Source organism: Winogradskyella sp. (assembly GCF_025210595.1).
In the GTDB taxonomy this organism is placed as follows: domain Bacteria; phylum Bacteroidota; class Bacteroidia; order Flavobacteriales; family Flavobacteriaceae; genus Winogradskyella.
Genome location: NZ_JAOARH010000096.1, coordinates 12,926 through 32,880 on the forward strand (window position 1 = coordinate 12,926; position 19,955 = coordinate 32,880).

The 19,955-nt window shown below is 31.8% G+C and carries 14 protein-coding genes and 1 tRNA gene; 4 read left to right on the plus strand and 11 right to left on the minus strand.

The window, feature by feature from the left end:
* Positions 1-53: 53 nt before the first annotated feature.
* Positions 54-3,914: a type IX secretion system sortase PorU gene (porU, locus tag N4A42_RS10335; RefSeq protein WP_294073639.1), complete on the minus strand. Its 3,861-nt coding sequence runs from the start codon at positions 3,912-3,914 to the stop codon at positions 54-56.
* A gap of 327 nt (positions 3,915-4,241) precedes the next feature.
* On the opposite strand from porU, the gene gldJ reads away from it, so the two are divergent.
* Positions 4,242-5,921 (plus strand): gliding motility lipoprotein GldJ, encoded by a 1,680-nt coding sequence (gene gldJ / locus N4A42_RS10340; RefSeq protein WP_294073641.1) that lies wholly within the window; start codon positions 4,242-4,244, stop codon positions 5,919-5,921.
* 64 nt (positions 5,922-5,985) lie between these two features.
* A complete protein-coding gene (murF, locus tag N4A42_RS10345; RefSeq protein WP_294073643.1) occupies positions 5,986-7,266 on the plus strand; it encodes a UDP-N-acetylmuramoyl-tripeptide--D-alanyl-D-alanine ligase in 1,281 nt (426 codons plus the stop codon).
* Positions 7,267-7,433: 167 nt separating this feature from the next.
* Here the strand turns inward: murF and N4A42_RS10350 are convergent.
* The 8 genes from N4A42_RS10350 to N4A42_RS10385 form a co-directional block, all read right to left on the minus strand.
* Positions 7,434-7,508 (minus strand) — tRNA-Val (locus N4A42_RS10350).
* A gap of 63 nt (positions 7,509-7,571) precedes the next feature.
* On the minus strand, positions 7,572-8,789 hold the full coding sequence (locus tag N4A42_RS10355; protein WP_294073645.1) for a folylpolyglutamate synthase/dihydrofolate synthase family protein: 1,218 nt from the start codon (positions 8,787-8,789) through the stop codon (positions 7,572-7,574).
* 3 nt (positions 8,790-8,792) lie between these two features.
* Positions 8,793-9,683 (minus strand): energy transducer TonB, encoded by an 891-nt coding sequence (locus tag N4A42_RS10360; protein WP_294073647.1) that lies wholly within the window; start codon positions 9,681-9,683, stop codon positions 8,793-8,795.
* A 65-nt stretch (positions 9,684-9,748) separates the two neighbouring features.
* Positions 9,749-10,141, minus strand: coding sequence for a biopolymer transporter ExbD (locus N4A42_RS10365; RefSeq protein WP_294073649.1), 393 nt, complete (start codon positions 10,139-10,141; stop codon positions 9,749-9,751).
* Between the two features lies 1 nt (position 10,142).
* The gene (locus N4A42_RS10370) at positions 10,143-10,838 is read right to left on the minus strand and encodes a MotA/TolQ/ExbB proton channel family protein (RefSeq protein ID WP_294073651.1); all 696 of its coding nucleotides are present in this window, start codon (positions 10,836-10,838) and stop codon (positions 10,143-10,145) included.
* A 63-nt stretch (positions 10,839-10,901) separates the two neighbouring features.
* The gene (nhaD, locus tag N4A42_RS10375; protein ID WP_294073653.1) at positions 10,902-12,296 is read right to left on the minus strand and encodes a sodium:proton antiporter NhaD; all 1,395 of its coding nucleotides are present in this window, start codon (positions 12,294-12,296) and stop codon (positions 10,902-10,904) included.
* A 25-nt stretch (positions 12,297-12,321) separates the two neighbouring features.
* Positions 12,322-13,548, minus strand: a complete 1,227-nt coding sequence (locus N4A42_RS10380) for a Glu/Leu/Phe/Val dehydrogenase dimerization domain-containing protein (protein WP_294073665.1) — start codon at positions 13,546-13,548, stop codon at positions 12,322-12,324.
* Between the two features lie 72 nt (positions 13,549-13,620).
* Positions 13,621-14,688: an anhydro-N-acetylmuramic acid kinase gene (locus tag N4A42_RS10385; protein WP_294073655.1), complete on the minus strand. Its 1,068-nt coding sequence runs from the start codon at positions 14,686-14,688 to the stop codon at positions 13,621-13,623.
* Positions 14,689-14,779: 91 nt separating this feature from the next.
* On the opposite strand from N4A42_RS10385, the gene N4A42_RS10390 reads away from it, so the two are divergent.
* Entirely contained in the window at positions 14,780-15,922 is a 1,143-nt protein-coding gene (locus tag N4A42_RS10390; protein ID WP_294073657.1) for an acyl-CoA dehydrogenase, read from the plus strand.
* 79 nt (positions 15,923-16,001) lie between these two features.
* On the opposite strand, the gene N4A42_RS10395 is transcribed toward N4A42_RS10390, so the two are convergent.
* Positions 16,002-17,930 carry a tetratricopeptide repeat protein gene (locus N4A42_RS10395; RefSeq protein ID WP_294073659.1) on the minus strand — a complete coding sequence of 643 codons (1,929 nt, stop codon included), beginning with the start codon at positions 17,928-17,930 and terminating at the stop codon, positions 16,002-16,004.
* A complete protein-coding gene (locus tag N4A42_RS10400; protein ID WP_294073661.1) occupies positions 17,930-18,667 on the minus strand; it encodes a LytTR family DNA-binding domain-containing protein in 738 nt (245 codons plus the stop codon). Before N4A42_RS10400 ends, N4A42_RS10395 begins: the two co-directional genes overlap by 1 nt.
* Before the next feature lie 266 nt (positions 18,668-18,933).
* On the opposite strand from N4A42_RS10400, the gene N4A42_RS10405 reads away from it, so the two are divergent.
* The coding region (locus N4A42_RS10405) for an SUMF1/EgtB/PvdO family nonheme iron enzyme (RefSeq protein WP_294073663.1) at positions 18,934-19,955 on the plus strand (1,022 nt) is incomplete at its 3' end.

A 19,955-nucleotide genomic window follows, 5' to 3' on the forward strand; every position in this document is an offset into this window, starting at 1 on the left:
GGTTATTAATACTAATCGCTTAGCATTAATTAGTTTGCAAATATAAGTTATTATCAGAGTATGACAAGTTTTTGAATTTTTTCAACTTGTTTATTTAAACGGTTAGATCTTACTTTTAGTTTATAGACATAGACTCCTTTTCCTATTTTATCTCCAAAATCGTCTCTTCCGTCCCAGACCATACTTCTAGACAATGATGACGATCCATTAAAACACAATTCGTCTGCATTGGTTTGCCCATTTAAAGTTCTTACCAATTTACCAGATACGGTAAATATTTGAACTGATATATCTAATGGCTCAGAGCTATTATGGTTAAACCAAAACTCAGTGTAGTTAACAAATGGGTTAGGATAATTAAGAACATTATCTATTACTAATTCTTCATCTTTATCAAATACCATAAACTGAATCTCTGCTGTTGAAGAATTATTATAAACATCCCAAGCTTTTAAAGTTAAGGTGTGTAAACCTGGTTCTAAATCTCTAAAAGGAAAAGTCACCGTTCCATTTGTATAGTCGTCTATATTGGCTTGATAATAATCATTTAAAATTACTGGATTGGTTTCATCACCATCTATAATAGCAGTTATATCGTGACCAATACCACTTGCAGTATTAATCCCGTTAGTATCATGAAGTTTTGCTAAAAGATTTGGTGACTCATTTGTTATTCCTCCTGAAACAAAATTTTCATCATTCATAAATAAATTAATAACCGGACCAATGTTATCTTCAGGCGCACCTTCATTAATACCTCCTATTTCAATATCGAAATTTGCTCCTGTTTGATCAAAAGTTGAGTTACTATTTCTGGCATAAAAACTCACTTTCCCGTTTCCTACAGGAATACCAATATCTCGTGGTACAATAAAATCGAATTCAAATTGTCCATTAGTAATAGTGGCTTGTCCTTTAAAAATAATTTCGCCTAGTGTTGTGTAATCTAACACTATTAAGCCACCTGCATCACCTATACCATCATTTGCTAATGTTTGTCGTTCTATCCTTTTATCAAAAACCGTTGCTGTTAATACACCATTATAATTAGATAATAAGTTACCGTTAACATCTGTAACTTCACCTGCTAATTTTGTATAACTTAATGCTTTTAATGTATCTATAGGTTGAGTAATCTCTACATCGTTAACTTTCGTTAACCTAACATCTGGTTGCGGAAAAGCTAATCGCATTGCTGGATCACCTATTAAGAACACTAGTCTTTTCTGACTAATGCCTGCAATACTATTATCTGTTTTTGTTAATCTTAAAACCTCACCTATTGTAGGATAATCATTTGAACCATAAGCAAACAAATAATCGTCTAATTCTTCATTAAATCGCTCTCCTACCGTAACAAATATTTGCCTTGTTGTAGTTACTAAACCTATAGATCCTCCTGTTTTGTTCCAATAAGTAAATTCACCAGCTGTATCTCTACCTGGGTCATCAAACTTAGTGTACTCACAAGTTACTGTTATAAAGAGGTTATATTTACATATATTATTAATTTCCTGAGCATCAAACTTATCGAAAATACGTTCTTTAGCAAGACCATCCTCACCTCCATGACCAAAATAATTAACCACTAAGGCACCAACCTCTATAGCATCTTTAAATGCTTCATTAACCTGAGGATAACGATCTCCTGCAGAAGAAGATTCTTGCTCAAATGCATCTGTATGTATCTTTACAACATTAAAAAATGGCTTATCGGTCTCAATGTTAACACCTAATTCTTCTGTTGTTTCTTGCAAAGTTTCTTCCCATGCAACATCAACATCATCTGAAACCAACAAAACATTATTTCTCCAGCTCCCATAAGCTTGTGGTTGATAATAAGCTTCTATCTTATCTACCATGTCTTTAGCTCGCTGAATATCTTCTGCTAATATTCTCCCTACTGCAACATCCATTCTATCTGAAGTATTCATAGAACCTTCATTATCGTCTAGCATAACATAAAAATCATCTGACACAAATGAATTTGTAAGGCTAAAACTAGGCATAGAATACCATGAAGGCACTAGGTTAGTATTATTATTTAACCTGTCTTTATAATCATAAGACCCTTCACCAAATAAACATAAATATTTAAGCCTATTACTTGGTACACTAGCATTATCGTATACGTATTTTATAAAATTTCGTAGAGCTGCTATATCTTGACTACCTGTACTAAACTCGTTATATATAGTTTGAAGCTCAACAACTTTTACATTTAAACTATATTGATTTCTATTGATTTGTGCTAATCGCTCAGCTTGAGACAACAACTCTGTTGGTGTCAAAATAATGTAATCAATATCTTCAAAAGCACCCTGTGCATTATTAAAAATAGTGCCTTTTAAATTCTGATTTGCCAATCTTGAATTTGATTCTCTTGAAGGTTGTTTTAGATTACCTGAAGAAAATGCCAAATACATTCTTTCTTCACCCGAAATTGTTTTAAAAGACAAATTGCTTTGTACTTCAGAATTTAAAAAATTTGTTACATTAAATCGATCTGTAATATCCCATACCTCTTGTAATCCAGAAGCGTTTGATATATTATACTCTGCAATTCCTGGAGTTGTAACTACATCTCTATTCTTAAATACTAATTGGTCACCAACATAGGTTAAATCTCTAGTAGCCTCTATATTTATATAATCTAAGTACGCACTCGCAGAAGGATTACCATTATTATTATAATCTAATGTTACTGTGATAGCATCAGATGAGATATTTATATCATCACCATAAGCGTTAGCTGCAGCAAGAACTGAACCAGGATCAATACTAGGAAAACCTATATTTGACACAGCATTACCATTAATTGTAATTTGCATTGATGTACCATCAATTTCTGACACAGAGCCAACTGCAATATCAAATCGTACAGGTTCGCTTGTAACCAAATTTGGAAAATCAAAATCATATACGCGTTGGTTTTCAATATCAAACTCATCACCAAACCATCTACGTCCTAATTTAGCTAAATTATATTCATCAACTTCGTAAAACTGATAGTCTTGAAAAGTATTAATCTGAATATCTGCTGCACCATCAATACTTGGCATTGACTGAATTCTTTTTCCGTTTCCTGGACTTACATTCACATAATAATAAGTCCTATCTGCATATAGATTAATATTAGTCTCGCTTTCTTCACTATAAGTTGTTGGTCCTTCACCATAGAATAAGATATAATCACCATTATCAAAACTACCATCTTCTTCTCCTACAAATTTCACGGCATTTTCTACAACATCAAATGGGTAGTTTTCAGAATTAAGTAGCGGTAACATTCTACCGCCATTACCATATATTTTTATATGTCTTGGGTCTACCGAGTTTGTGCTAACTCCTAAATTGCTTAAAAAACCTTTTGTTAATTGAAAAACACCAGATTCTTCAATATAAAACTTATACCATTCTCCTGTACTTAGCACAGAATTTGTGATTCCTGTTCTAGCAGCTGTTTGTGTTCTATTGGCTAGAGTATTATAGTTTATGGTAAAGGATTTTATTTTCTTATAAACTCCTCTATCGTTAATTATTGGACTTATCTCAAAATAATAAGCTCTATCACCTCTAGCATTAGTATTAAAAAAACGATATTTAGGTTCGTTGGGAATTAACTGAGGATTTAAATCTTTAAGATTTGATTGACTAATGGTCTCATAAGAAACATTAGATAAACTTACAGAGTTTTCATCAACAATACTTCCGTTACTTTGCCATTGTGTAAAAAACTTTAAGCCTTTATCATTATCATAACTAAAATGTTTTGCATTAAAACTAGGCACAGTAAACTTGCCATAGGCAGTTTCTAACTCTTTTTCACCATCCCATTCAATATTAAATTGTTTTTTTTGCCCAAAACTATATATGGCGAAAAGCATAAGAATAAAAACAGAGCAATTTTTCATTTAAGTATTTTGATTTAAGTAAGTCGTAAACATCCTTTATAAATATCACTAACCTGATAATTTATAAAAATTTACAGTAAAATAACGCCCAAAATATAGGCTTATTATAAGGCTAAAGATTTTATTTCAAAAATACAACAATAATTTATTTTAGTGTTCGTTATTTAAGAGCAAAATACATCGCTTTATCGAATGAAAATCCGTTATTGTGTTCAAAAAAAAGGATGAAATGCATATATTTTTTAATTTATAGGCAAAAAAAAATTGTTAGTTTACCTTTAATTGTTATATTGCGGAACTTAAAATTCAACGAGCTTACTTAAACAAATGGATATGAAAAATGTCTCAAACCTAAAATTTTTAATAGCAATAACGCTTTTAGCTAGTATTGTCAGCTGTAAACGTTCTTCTAACTCTGGTAATGTAGATAGTGCTACAGGCTGGAAAATTAATGACAAAAATGGTGGTTTTCAATACAATACAAATTTTAAAGAGCAAGAAACACCTCCAGGCACAGCATTTGTAGAAGGCGGAACCTTTACAATGGGTAAAGTACAAGACGACCCAATGCATGATTGGAACAACACTCCTAATCAACAACACATTCAGTCGTTTTATATGGACGAAAGTGAAGTAACTAATATTAACTATTTATATTACTTACACTATTTAAAAAGTGTTTATCCACCAGACGACCCAAATTATGCTTTAATATATAAAGGTGCACTTCCTGACACTTTAGTTTGGAGAAATCGTTTAGGTTATAACGAAATGATGACAGAAAACTATTTACGTCATCCTGGTTATGCAAATTACCCTGTTGTAGGTGTAAGTTGGATACAAGCTGTTGAATATGCAAACTGGAGATCTAACCGTGTGGCTGAAATGTCTTTACAGGAATCTGGCTACATTAAAAGAGATGCTCACCTTACAGACTTAAGTGCAGAAAGTACTTTTGATGTTGACACATATATTAATGCTCCAACTCAAACTTACGGAGGAAGCTCTGAGGTTTTAGAAGGTGGCAAAAGAAGACAACAAACTGATGCTGATGGAAACCCTATTAATGTTTATGCAAATAGAGAATCTGGGTTAATTCCTGTTAAGTACAGACTTCCAACAGAAGCTGAGTGGGAATATGCAGCACTTGGTATGAGCGAATTAAGAAGCTATAATGTTTACAGAGGTCGTAAAAAATACCCATGGGATGGTCAATATACCAGATCTGGTAAGCGTGTAAATCGTGGTGACCAAATGGCAAACTTTAAGCAAGGTAAAGGTGATTATGGTGGAATTGCAGGATGGTCTGATGATGGTGCTGATATTACTGCCGAAGTTAAATCTTACGCACCAAATGATTATGGTTTATATGACATGGCTGGTAACGTAGCTGAATGGGTAGCTGACGTTTACAGACCTATTGTGGATGATGAGTTTAATGACTTTAACTACTATAGAGGTAATGTTTATACTAAAAATGCTTTAAATGAAGATGGTACTGTAAAGATTGTAACCATTGATGAAATTGTATACGACACTTTACCAAATGGTAAAATCATTGCTAGAGACTTACCTGGTGAAATTGCTAAGATTCCTGTTGATGATGAGGACACTTATTTAAGAACTCAATTCGATAAGAGTGATAACAGAAACTTTAGAGATGGTGACAAGCGTTCTTCTCGTTACTACAGAGAAAGTTTTGATGAAGGAGATGACAGAATTGACGCTACAGGAAAAATGTACAACTCTCCTAAGCATAGAGTTGAAATGGATTCTACTGATGGTAAACTTCTTAGAGAATATGATAAATCTAACTCAAGAACATCATTAATTAATGACGAAGTAAGAGTTTATAAAGGTGGTTCTTGGAGAGACAGAGCATATTGGATTGATCCTGCGCAACGTCGTTACTTCCCACAAGATATGGCTACAGATTACATTGGGTTTAGATGTGCTGTATCTAGAGTAGGTTCTAAATCAGTAAAGACTCAAAAGAGACGTAACTAAAAAACGTTAAATATATTTACTAAAAGTCCTGATATTTTTATCAGGACTTTTTATTTTTAAGCCTATGGACACAGCAACTATATATAACAAATTTAAAACTTGCACTTCGGTTTCTACAGATACAAGAAAAATTGAGCAAGGTGATATGTATTTCGCCTTAAAAGGCGACAATTTTGATGGTAATAAGTTTGTTAACCAAGCCTTTGAAAAAGGTGCTAAGTATTGTATTATAGATGACAAAGAAGCTGTAATAAACGAGTATTGTATACTCGTTAAAGATGTTTTAAAAACACTTCAAAATTTAGCAACTTTCCATAGAAATGAAATTAATGTTCCTATTATTTCTCTAACAGGTAGTAATGGAAAGACAACAACAAAAGAACTTATAAATACAGTATTGGCTACCACTTATAAAGTTAAAGCTACCAAAGGTAATCTCAACAACCATATTGGTGTGCCTCTAACCTTATTATCCTTTACCAACGATTTAGATTTTGGAATAGTAGAGATGGGCGCAAATCATCAAAAAGAAATAGAATTTCTTTCTAATATTGCCCTACCAGATTATGGCCTTATCACTAATTTCGGTAAAGCACATTTAGAAGGTTTTGGAGGAGTTGAAGGTGTTATAAAAGGAAAATCAGAATTATACGATTACTTAAAGATCAACAAAAAAACGGCTTTTATAAACACTGATGATTTTAAACAAACCAAACAGATTGGTGACTATAAAAAAACAATAACATTTGGAGAAAGTTCTAGCAATGACTGTAAAATAGAATTCATTGAAGCAAATCCTTTTGTTTCTGTAAAATTCAATGATATTAGAATTAACAGTCAACTTATTGGTGATTATAATTACGGTAACATCGCTGTAGCAATTGCTATTGGGCAGTATTTTAAAGTTTCTAATACAAACATAAAGACAGTAATTGAAAGATATCAACCTGATAACAATCGCTCAGAGATTATAAAAAAGAATAGTACTAACATAATTTTAGATGCTTACAATGCAAATCCAACAAGTATGCTAGCTGCACTTAAAAACTTTAAACAACTACACGCAGAAAACAAATACCTTTTTTTAGGAGACATGTTTGAACTTGGTGAAGAAGCAAAAAAAGAACATCAAGCCATAGCTGATTTTGCAGAAAGTAATTTTAACAATAATATTTATTTGATTGGTGAAAACTTCTATAAAACCGAGACGCAAAAAACCACTCATAAATATTCATGTTTTGAAGATTTAAAATCAACTTTAAAGGACATGGATTTTAATCAATCTACAATTCTAATAAAAGGGTCTAGAGGAATGGCCTTAGAACGCATTTTAGACGTTATTTAAGCCTTTTTTTACATTATAAACACATCGCACTTCTGTTATTAAAAATAGAAGTCTTTACTAAATGAAAAGACTTTGTTTATAATGTTCTAAATTAATTTACAGTTTTAAGCTTCGATTAAGGATATAAAAAAATCCGATTTGATTTTCAAATCGGATTTTTATTGTTGTGGGCGCGAAGGGATTCGAACCCCTGACCCCTTGGGTGTAAACCAAGTGCTCTGAACCAACTGAGCTACGCGCCCCAATTATTTGGACTGCAAATATAGACTAGTTTTTAATATCTCAAAAGATTTTTTAGAAAAAAATTAAATTATTTCTGCAACAACAAAAGTACTGCCACCAACATAAATTAAATCTCCTTTTTTTACCTTAGATTTTGCATCTGCATAAGCCTGATTAACACTCACATAAGCATTACCTTTAAGATTATTTTTATTGAATTCCTCTTTTAGTATGTTGGCATCTAAACCACGGCTAATATTTGGTTTACAAAAATAATAGGTTGCCTCCTTGGGTAGTAAAGGTATAATTGAGTCTAAATTTTTATCATTAACTACACCAAAAACAATATGTAATTGATTAAAGTATTCTGATTGTAATTGTTCCATCACGTAGCTTAACCCTTCTTTGTTATGAGCTGTATCACAAATAACCTTTGGACTTTGCTGCAAAACTTGCCATCTACCCATTAAACCCGTATTCTCAACAACTTTAAGAAGTCCTTTTTTTAGTTCATTCTCAGAAACTTTAAATTTAGATTGTCTTAAAACATAAACAGATTGCATTACCGTTTTAATATTATGCTTTTGGTAACTTCCTTTTAAATCACACTCATAAGCATTATCTACTAATTGGTCTGTAAAATAAATCTTAGAATTATTCAACCTAGCTTTTTCTTTAAAAACCGATTGTGTTTCTTTCTGAGTTTGACCTATAACTACAGGAATATTTCCTTTAATAATTCCTGCTTTCTCTACCGCAATCTTTTCAATAGTATTTCCAAGGAATTGCATATGATCTAAACCTATATTTGTAATTATAGATAATTCTGGAATAATAATATTGGTTGAATCTAATCGCCCTCCAAGTCCAACTTCTATAACGGCAATATCTACCTCTTGTTTAGCAAAATAATCGAAAGCCATACCAACTGTCATTTCAAAAAAAGATAAGTGGTTTGCTTCAAAAAAAGACTTATTTCGTTTAATGAAACCTATAACAAATTGTTTGCTTATAACTTTTCCGTTAATACGTATACGCTCTCTAAAATCTTTTAAATGCGGTGAAGTGTATAAACCTACTTTATAACCGGCTTCCTGAAGTACAGAAGCCAATAAGTGACTTGTTGACCCTTTACCATTGGTACCTGCTACATGTATAGATTTAAACCTTCTTTCTGGGTTGTTTAAATGTTTTGCGAGTATAAGTGTATTAGATAAATCTTCTTTATAGGCAGCTTTCCCCTTGTTTTGATACATTGGAAGCTGTTGAAACATCCAATTGATTGTATCTTGGTAGTTCATAGATTATTGTCCTATATCAAAATTAATACTCACAAAACCTACTTGAGTAGCTGGTGCATTTGAATCTGCAGGCCATTTATGAGATAACGCTATTTTTTTTGCTGGTTCTAATAAACATGGATGTGTATTTGTTGTGTGTTTTACTCCTGGAGTAGCTTTAACCACTTTCCCTTGTCTATTTACTTCAATTCTTACGACAACCAATCCATATTCATTACAATCTTGCTTAAAAACTTGTCGAGACGGTTTTCCTCTTCCCCCTAAACCGTAACCTACACCACCTTTGCCTGGCCCTGATCCTCCAAAGTAACTTGGTGCATAAGGATCACCATCTAATTGGCCTTTATTTCCTCCTTTATTATCTGGTCCTTCACCACCATCGTCATTTCCTTTAGAGTTTTTAACTCCACCTATAAGGTTGTCTAGATTTTTCCTTTTTTCTTCCTCTTCTCTTCGTTTTTTTTCTTCGGCTTCTCGTCGTTCTCTTTCTATTCGTTCTGCTTCAGCTTTGGCTTTAGCCTCTGCCTCTGCTTTAGCCTTTGCTTCGGCTTCTTTTTGTTTTTTTATAGCAATAGCTTCAGCTTCTTCTTGTGTTAAAACATCTTCGACTTTTGTATTTGGTTCCGCAGACTCAGTTGGCTCTGGCGGTGTAACTTCTGCCTCTTCGGGTTGTGATTCTTCCACAACTTTTTCTTGAACTGATTCTCTAGGCTGGCTTAACGGTTTATTACCGCTTCCCATTTCTGTAGTTCCAAAGTTAACAGCCACACCATATTCTTCTGGTGGATCTAAATAATTAGGACCAGCAAAAAACAACAACAAAAATAATATCAAGGTAATTAATACCGTGATTTTTGCTGAATTACGTTGATGTTTAGTCTCTAAATATTTCATGTTTTTATTTAACCTTTAGACTTAAAAGATTGAAAATCTATACATAGACTTCAAAAACAATGCCGTTAATTAGATTTAACTGCCAAGGTAGATTTAATCTTATTTCTATTAGCGATATCCATAATATATACCACATGTTTTAAATCTACACTTTCATCTGATCTGATTGTAATGGTAGGCGCGTTTGAACTACCAATTTTTGCTAAAACCTCAGCCTCTAACTGATTTTTAGGCACTTGCTTCATATCTACAAAATACTGAAGTTTTTTGTTGACACTTACCGAAACATTTTTTGTTTGAGTGGTCTTACTTGTAGAACTCGGCAATAACAAATCTATTGCTTCAGCAGATACTAAAGTAGATGCAATCATAAAAAAGATTAATAACAAGAATACAATATCTGTCATAGACGACATATTGAATTCTGGTGTTACCTTATTTCTTCCTCTAATATTCATATTAGATTGGTTCGTTTAAGTGATCTAAAAATTCCACAGAATTAGCCTCCATTTGGTAAACCACTTTATCAGTCTTAACTACCAAATGATTGTAAGCTACATAAGCAACAATACCTACAATTAAGCCACCAACTGTAGTGGTCATTGCGGTATATAATCCATCTGCTAAAGATTTTATATCTATAGAACCACCAGAATTAGCAATTTCAAATATGGATAAAATCATACCTATTACAGTTCCTAAAAAACCAATCATTGGTGCAACTCCAGATATTGTTGCCAATACACTAACGTTTTTTTCTAAACTATATATTTCTAAACGACCTGCATTTTCTATTGCAGTATGAATATCTTCTAGTGGTTTTCCTATTCTAGTGATTCCTTTTGCAATTAATCTAGATACAGGTGAATTTTGCTGAGCACAAAGCATTTGTGCAGAATCAATTTTACCATTACTTACATGGTCTTTTATTTGATTCATAAAGTTAGCATCTACTTTTGATGCTGCTTTAATGGCAAAAATTCTTTCAAAATAAATATAAGTGGCTACTATAAGCAGTAAAAAAAGAATGAGAATAATAACCATTCCTGAAGTTCCACCACTAGTGATTAACTCAATGATAGATAAGGTTTTTTCTACTTGTTCTCCATCTGTTAAAACCTCAGCTTCATCTTGAATACTACTTAGTAATATCATATATTAAGTTTTAAGTTTAAAAGTTTTATTAAGTTATAACGCTAGGATTTTAACTTAAGTATATTATAATATGCCTCGCATTACCATAAATGCAATTGCACCTGCTAAAAACCCTACTAATGCCAACCAAGAAATTTTCTTCAAATACCAGAAAAAATCTATTTTTTCCATTCCCATAGCAACAACACCAGCAGCAGATCCTATAATTAACATACTACCACCTGTACCTGCAGAATATGCTATAAAGTGCCATAATTGATTATCTAATGCTTCTGTAAACATTCCTAAACTTGCTGCTACTAATGGTACATTATCAATTACCGCAGAACCAGCACCAAGAAGTATAACTACTAAATCTGAAACTATTGTTCCTTCTGGTTCTGTACCTATTAGTCCTACACTAGATTTTAACGTATCTGCAAAATTGAATAAAATCCCTAAAGACTCTAATGCTGCAACAGCCATTAAAATTCCTAAGAAAAATAAAATACTTGGCAACTCTATTTTAGATAATGAATAATGCACTGGGCTATGACTTGCATGAGCATCATGCTCATCATGTTCTGCTGTAGAAGAAAGTGCAAATTTTGAGTTACTATAAACTTCTGCAAAAATTGCAACAACACCTAAAGATAACATCATACCTACATAAGGAGGTAAATGAGTTATTACTTTAAAAATTGGCACAAATACAATTGCGCCTAACCCTAAGAATAACATCGTAGAACTAAATCTATTTTTAGGCTTATCACTTCCTTCTTGCAATTCTAAATCTCCTTTAAACGGTTTTAAAAGTGAAGCGATAAATGTTGGCACCACCATACATAAAAGAGAAGGAACAAAAAGGTACATAAATAAATTTCCTGTAGAAACTTTATTGCCTATCCAAAGCATGGTTGTTGTAACATCTCCTATTGGAGACCATGCACCACCTGCATTTGCAGCAATAATTATTAAACCTGCATACCAAATTCTAATATCTCTATCTTTTACTATTTTTTGAAGAATAGATATTAACACAATTGTTGCGGTAAGGTTATCAATAATAGCAGATAAAACAAAAGCTAAGATAGAAAACATCCATAAGAGCTTCTTTCTACTATTGAATTTCACTGCAGATTTGATTGTTGAAAAACCATCAAAATAATCTATAATCTCAACTATAGTCATTGCACCCAAAAGGAACACTAATATTTCGGCTGTTTTACCTAAATGATGAAGCAAAGTCTCCTCCATTAAGTGCATTTTTTCTTCATGAGGAAGCAAACCAAAATTTTCCATTAGGCTATGCTTAGCAGAATCGAACCATTGTGAAAAATCATCAATTCCTAATGAAATTAATGCCCAACTTATAGCCATCATCACCAAAGCAGGAATTAACTTATCTATTTTAATATTGTGTTCTAAGGTAATGGCTAAATAACCAAAAACGAATACAAGGATAATTACCGTTTCCATATTGTAAATTAAAGAGGAGTGTTTTTTATATTAATTGTTTCAGTGCTATTTCAAAAGCAGTTTCACTAATACCTGTTTTTGTTGAATTGTTCTTTTTAACGTCTTCTAATGCTTTTCTAATAACAACAGATGTGTCACTAAAAATAGCTTCATCTGTCATCTGTACTTTGCGCTCCATGAAGTATGCAAAAACTCTTGCCATACCGCAGTTTGAAATAAAGTCTGGTATTAAGCTAACTTTTTGATCTGTATGCTCCATTATAGGACCGAAGAATATTTCTTTATCAGCAAAAGGCACATTAGCACCACAAGTTATAACCTCTAAACCAGAATCTATCATTTGGTCTATTTGCGCTTTAGTCACTAATCTAGACGCTGCACATGGTGCAAAGACTTCAGTATTTATAGACCAAATTTTTTCGTTAATTTCTTCAAAAGGAATTAAATTATCTGCTACCAGCGTATTACCGTTTTTATTTAAATAAAGTTGTGTAATCTCATCAAACGAAAAACCATCAGCATTTATTAATCCACCAACTCTATCTATAATACCAACCACTTTTGCACCCATTTGTGCAAAATAAAATGCTGCAGCTGCACCAACATTACCAAAACCTTGTACTACGACACGTTTTCCTTCAATAGAACCATCACTAAGCTCATAGAAATGTTTTGCGGCAACAGCAACTCCATAACCCGTAATCATATCTGCAACCGTGTATTTTTTTAATACATCTGGTGAATATATTGGGTTTTCTATTACTTTAATAACACCTTGTCTTAATTGACCAATTCTATTAATCTTATCGGCTTGTGTTGGCTTAAAATGACCTTCAAAAACACCTTCTTGAGGATGCCAAACACCACTTTCTTCTGTGATTGGTATAACTTCATGGATTTCATCTACATTTAAATCACCGCCTGTACCATAATAACTTTTTAGTAATGGTGACACTGCTGCGTACCAACGCTCTAAAACGCCTTTTTTTCTTGGATCTTGTGGATCGAAATTTATACCAGATTTAGCACCACCAATTGCTGGGCCAGATACTGTAAATTTAACTTCCATGGTTTTAGCTAATGATAAAACTTCATTTTTATCTAAGCCTTTACGCATTCTGGTACCTCCACCAGCGGCTCCGCCTCTTAATGAGTTAATAACTGTCCAGCCTTCTGCGTCTGTTTCTGAATCGTTCCAATGAAAAACTATTTCTGGTGATTTATTTTCGTACTTGTGAAGTAATTCCTTTATCAATTTGTTATATTTTTAAGAAGTAACAAATATAAAAAACTCTAATACCTAATAATGAATTAAATATTAATTTTAAGCATTAGGTGTCAAAATTTTTCCAGAGGAATGGTCTTTACTTGCTCCTGTGACACTTTTAAGGCAGTTGATCTCATTTCGTTCTTTTAAAATACCTAACAAACCAAACACCAATGCTTCTTTATATTCAATGATTTCTTTATTTGGAATTACAACGGAAGAGTTTGAAAGTACTTTTATTCTACTGATTAAAAAATTATTGTAAGCTCCACCACCAGATATTAACACATTAGTGTTGCTTATATTTAAAACTTTTGAAATTTGAATCGCAATATGCTCTACAAAGGTTCTTAAAACATCTTTAATTTGAAGATTGTAATTATCTATTATTGGAACAATATTCGCTCTAACCCATTCTAAACCTAAAGATTTCGGTGGCGACTGTTTGTAAAAATCGAGTTGATTTAATCGATATAATAGTTCTTTATTTATGTTTCCTTTTGAAGCAATTTCCCCTTTATCATCAAACTCTAAATCCAATTTATTAACGTAATGATTTAATACTATGTTTGTCGGACATATATCAAAAGCAATACGTTTGTCATTATCTTCGAATGAGATATTTGCAAACCCTCCTAAGTTTAAACAAAAATCAAATGCATTAAATAATAATCTATCACCTATAGGAACTAATGGTGCGCCTTGGCCACCATATTTAACATCTTGTACTCTAAAGTCACAAATAACCTTAGTATTTAATAGATCTGCAAAACTCTGTAAATTTCCTATCTGGTAGGTAATTCCATTTTCTGGCTGATGTAAAGCTGTATGCCCATGTGAAGCAATAAAATCTATCTTATTTATTGCATACTTTTCAATAAAACTTAAGGTAATCTTTGCTAAATACTCAGAATATTTAACATCAACTTCATGTAATTCTTTAATTGATTTATCTACTAATTGTCTTAAAGTTAATTCCCAATCTGTAGAATATTTTATAGTTTCTGATTGATGAATTTTAAATTTCCAACTATTCTTAAAAGTGTAAGTAGCATAAACAATGTCAATACCATCTAAAGAAGTACCAGACATTATAGCGATAACATTATAAGTAGATTTTGCCATATAAGTAAAAATAGTATTACTTATTGAAAATACAGCAATAAAGAGTTATCTTTGCATGAATTTTTTAACAAATTAATAATCAATTTACCTTATGGATTTTAGCCTTACCGAAGAACACATGATGATTCGCGATGCAGCGAGAGATTTTGCACAAACCGAATTACTTCCTGGAGTAATTGAACGTGATGAGAAACAAAGCTTCCCAGATGAGCTTGTTAGAAAAATGGGAGAACTTGGTTTTCTTGGTGTTATGGTAGATCCTAAATATGGAGGAAGTGGAATGGACACTATTTCATATGTATTGATTATGGAAGAGTTATCAAAAATTGATGCTTCTGCTTCTGTAATGGTTTCTGTAAATAACTCATTAGTATGTTATGGTTTAGAGGCTTATGGTACTGAAGAGCAAAAACAAAAGTACTTAACAAAATTAGCAACTGGAGAATATTTAGGTGCATTTTGTTTGAGTGAACCAGAAGCAGGTAGTGATGCAACTTCGCAAAGTACAACTGCTATTGACATGGGTGATCACTATGTATTAAATGGAACGAAAAACTGGATTACTAATGGTGGACGTTCAGATGTTTATTTAGTCATTGCTCAAACAGATAAAGACAAAGGACATAGAGGAATCAATGCTTTCATCGTTGAAAAAGGAATGGAAGGTTTTGATATTGGACCAAAAGAAGATAAACTTGGAATTAGAGGAAGTGATACACATACCCTTCAGTTTAATGATGTAAAAGTTCCTAAAGAAAATAGAATTGGAGAAGATGGATTTGGATTTAAATTTGCCATGAAAACACTTTCAGGTGGTCGTATTGGTATTGCTTCTCAAGCCTTAGGTATTGCTTCTGGTGCTTATGAATTAGCTTTAAAATATTCTAAAGAGCGTAAAGCCTTTGGAACTGAAATCTGCAACCACCAAGCTATTGCATTTAAATTGGCAGATATGGCTACTGAAATTGAAGCTGCAAGACACCTTGTAATGAAATCTGCTTGGGATAAAGACCAAGGTAACAACTATGATATGTCTGGAGCTATGGCTAAGTTATATGCAAGTAAAGTAGCTATGGAACAAACTGTTGAAGCTGTGCAAATTCACGGAGGAAATGGTTTTGTAAAAGAATACCATGTAGAGCGTTTAATGCGTGATGCTAAGATTACTCAGATTTATGAAGGAACTTCAGAAATTCAAAAAATTGTAATTTCTAGAGGTGTCCTAAGAGATTAAATCTATCTTATCTATAATAATTTAAGGCTTCAAGATTAAACTTGAAGCCTTTTTTAATTTACATATAAACTTAATAAAACTACTTTATAGGTAATTCTAATATTACCTTAGTTCCTGTAGATACATTATTAGAATCTTTAAGATCTACAAATTTTAAGGAAAATTTATTCCTGTAGTCCTTAACAAAATTTGTTAGTCTTTCTTTTGTAAGGCTTAGTCCTAAAGACTTTCTTTTAATGACTTTGTTTTCTTTTATACGAGCAGATTGTTCTCTTCCAATACCATTATCAGTAATATTAATAGAGATATAATCGTTAGATTCTTTTGTGATTTCGAGATCAATAATTTTATCTCCTTTTTTTGAAGACAATCCATGCCAAATAGCATTTTCTATAAATGGCTGTAAAACCAATGAAGGTAACCTTATAGAGTGTAAATCTATATTTTCGTTTACATAAATATTAAATACAACCTCATTAGAAAATCTAATATTTTCGATACTAAAATATAACTCTATGGTTTCTAACTCTTCTGCTAAAGAAACTTCTTTGGTTTTTGAAGCTTCTAAAATTTTACGCATTAGTTTGGCAAACTTATTTAAATAATAAACAGCATTTTTTTGCTCGTTTGTAATTATATATTGCTTAATTGAATTTAAAGAATTAAATACAAAATGAGGGTTCATTTGGCTTCTTAAAATATCTTGTTCTAATGTTAAAATACGTTTTTCATTTTTTAATAACCTTTGTCTATAAAGGATATATGATATTACTATAATAAAAAACAAAATTAAACAACTTGCTATGAGTATGTTTTTGTTTTTACGGTAATTCAATTTTTCTATTTCTCTTTCTTGCTCAATAGACTTTAGTTTGTCATTAATCTTTTCTGTATCGTATTTAACTATAATATCATTAACATACTGAAAGTTTTGTTCTTTATTTAATTCATCAGAAAAATTTCGTGAGAGCTGTGTATATTCATAGGCGTTCTTATAGTCTTTTTCTTTTTCGGCTAAGGACGCTAAATACCTGTAGTTTTCTTCTAAACTACTTTTAAAATTGTATTCTAAAGCAAGTTCTTGGCTTTTGTTTAAATAATATTTAGATTTTTTATAATCTGCTGTTTTTAAATATGCCCAACCAAGACTAGAATAAACTCCTGTTAAATGAAACTTATCTCTTAATTCTTTAGCTTCTTTTAAAATTGAAGTCATTAATGTAATGGCTTCTTCACTTTTGTTTTCTTTAATAAGAACAGCGCCTATACTACTATTACAGATAACCTTACCTAACTTAGAATTTATCTCGGTATTGTATTCTAAAGATTTTTTATAATACTCTAATGCTTCATCTAGTTTACCAAGTGCTTCCTTTGCGTAACCAATATTATGATAATTAATTGCTAGACCTAATTTATTATCTACCTCTTTTTCAATCTTAAGAGATTTAGAAAAACGTTCAATAGCTATCTCATATTGATCTAATGCTAAATAAATATTACCCATACTATTTAAAGACACTGCAATACTTTTCTTTATTGGCTCTGTTCTTGGGTTTACTTTCTCGGCAATAGTTAAAGCTTCTTTATGATAATCTAAAGCTGTTCTTACAGCATCTGTTCTACGGTATACAACACCAAGCATATTTAGCGCTGCTATTTCTATATCTGTATATTTATTTGCTCTAGCTGTTTTTACAGATTGGTTATGAAAATCTATTGCTTTATTATACTGAGATGTATTTCTACAATAAATACCCATTAAATTTAAAGCATATGCTTGCCCAAAGCTATATTCGTTTTTTTGAGAATCATTAATAAATGTACTTATTGTAAGTGAATCTCTTGAGTATGGCTTGAGTAATTTACTAACTGCCTGATAATTTTTAGTTTTAGAATTTATAAGACTATCTATGTTAAAATTCCGTTGTTGGGCATTAAGACAGACCACAGATAACAGTGTAGCTATTAAACCGCATAAATGAATTAAAAACTTACTTTTAAACATTATATTTTTTTTAGGAATTCGGTTCTTTTCATTCTAGAAATAGGAATTTTATAATTGCCTTCTAAAACAACATACCCTTCAGATTTTATATATTCTTTTATCTTATCAAGATTAACAATGTAAGAATTATGAATTCTAAAAAAATGATCTTTAGGAAGTAATTCGTTAACCTCTTTTAACTTTTTAGTCAATAATATTTTTTTAGAATTAGTTAAATGAAATGTACTATAATTCCCATCAGATTCTGCAAATACAATATCTGATATGTTAAGAAAGATTAATTTACCATCTGTATTCACCGTGATTTTTTTATCACTTACCTGTTTACTATAATCTTTAAGAATACGCTCTAGCTTATCTGATACAACAGTACTCCTATTAACATGATGTTTCACTTTTTGAATAGCCAAAGTGAGATCATCTATGTCTACAGGTTTCAATAAATAGTCTATAGCCTGTTGCTTTATAGCTTTTATTGCATATTCATTATAAGCGGTTGTAATAATTACTGCAAAATCTTTTACTTCTACTTTATTTAAAAATTGAAAACCATCCATTGTTGGCATTTCAATATCTAAAAAAACACAATCTATATGATTGTTTTTTATAAATTCTAATGCCTTTTCGGGCTCAGTAAACTTTTCTAAAACCTCTATTTGATCGCAAAAATTTTCTAATTCCCAAGCCAAACTATCAAGAGCTTTAGGTTCATCATCAATAAGTATTGTCTTTAACATTATTATCGCTTTATAAAAAGTAATATAAATATATGCTTTAATAAGCAATCATTAAGTATTAAAGTATGTATGGTATAAAATTTTGTGCATTTGGTAAGATATAGTCTCAAAAAATGTTTTGGCTTAAAATATTCAAGGTTTACCTAAAATTCCATTTACACAATTTTCACAACCATCTATACATGTTCTATTATAGTCTTCTTAATCGCAATTTAATTTTACCTACATATTAATGAACACATTAAAATTAACAAACACATTAAATTATGAAATTAAGATTATTACTTTTCTCATTTTTACTTTGCTCCTACTTCTCAAGGGCAAACAACATTCAAGTCAACAACATCTCGTTAGAGAATCTAAACGAAGTCTCTAATTGGGTACATGTAGAGTTTGATCTCTTTTGGGAAAACTCTTGGCGTATTAGTTCTGGCCCTTCAAATTGGGATGCTGCATGGGTATTTATAAAGTATAGGGTGAATAATGGTACTTGGACGCACGGCATTGTAAGTCAAGCTAACTCAGTAGCTGCACCAGGGAGTACTATGAATGTAACCTCAGATGGAATGGGTGCTTTTATTTATAGAGATGCTGACGGCAATGGCAATGTTAATTTTCAAAACAATCAATTACGTTGGAATTTCGGTTCTACAGATACAGATGATATTATAGATATTCAAGTATTTGCTATAGAAATGGTTTACATTCCTGAAGGTGCATTCTATGTTGGAGGAACAACAGGAGATGAATCTAATAAGTTTCATAGTGGTGGATTTTCTACATCGTCTTCTTATCAAATAACATCAGAGGCAGCTATAACCATAGCTAATTCTTCTGGAAATTTATATTACGTTGGTGATAACGCTAGTGGTGGTGACCAAACAGGTACACTTAGTTCTTCTTATCCTAAAGGGTTTAATGACTTTTATTGTATGAAATATGAGGTCACAGAAGCGCAATGGCTAGGTTTCTTTAATAGTTTAACAGAAGCTCAAAAAACTAACAGAGATGTTACTGATTCAACTCATAAGAACAGTGATTCTGAAATTAGTAGAAATACTGTTTCTTGGACTGGAGGAAGTGCTAGTGCAACAACTACAGCACCAGATAGAGCCATAAGTTATTTAAGTCCTGGCGATATGAATGCTTATATGGACTGGACAGGTATGCGACCAATGACTGAGCTAGAATATGAAAAGGCTTGTAGAGGACCTATACTACCAAAAGCTGGAGAATTTGCTTGGGGAAGTGCTAATATTGCATCTAACGATTATAGTTTAGTTAATTC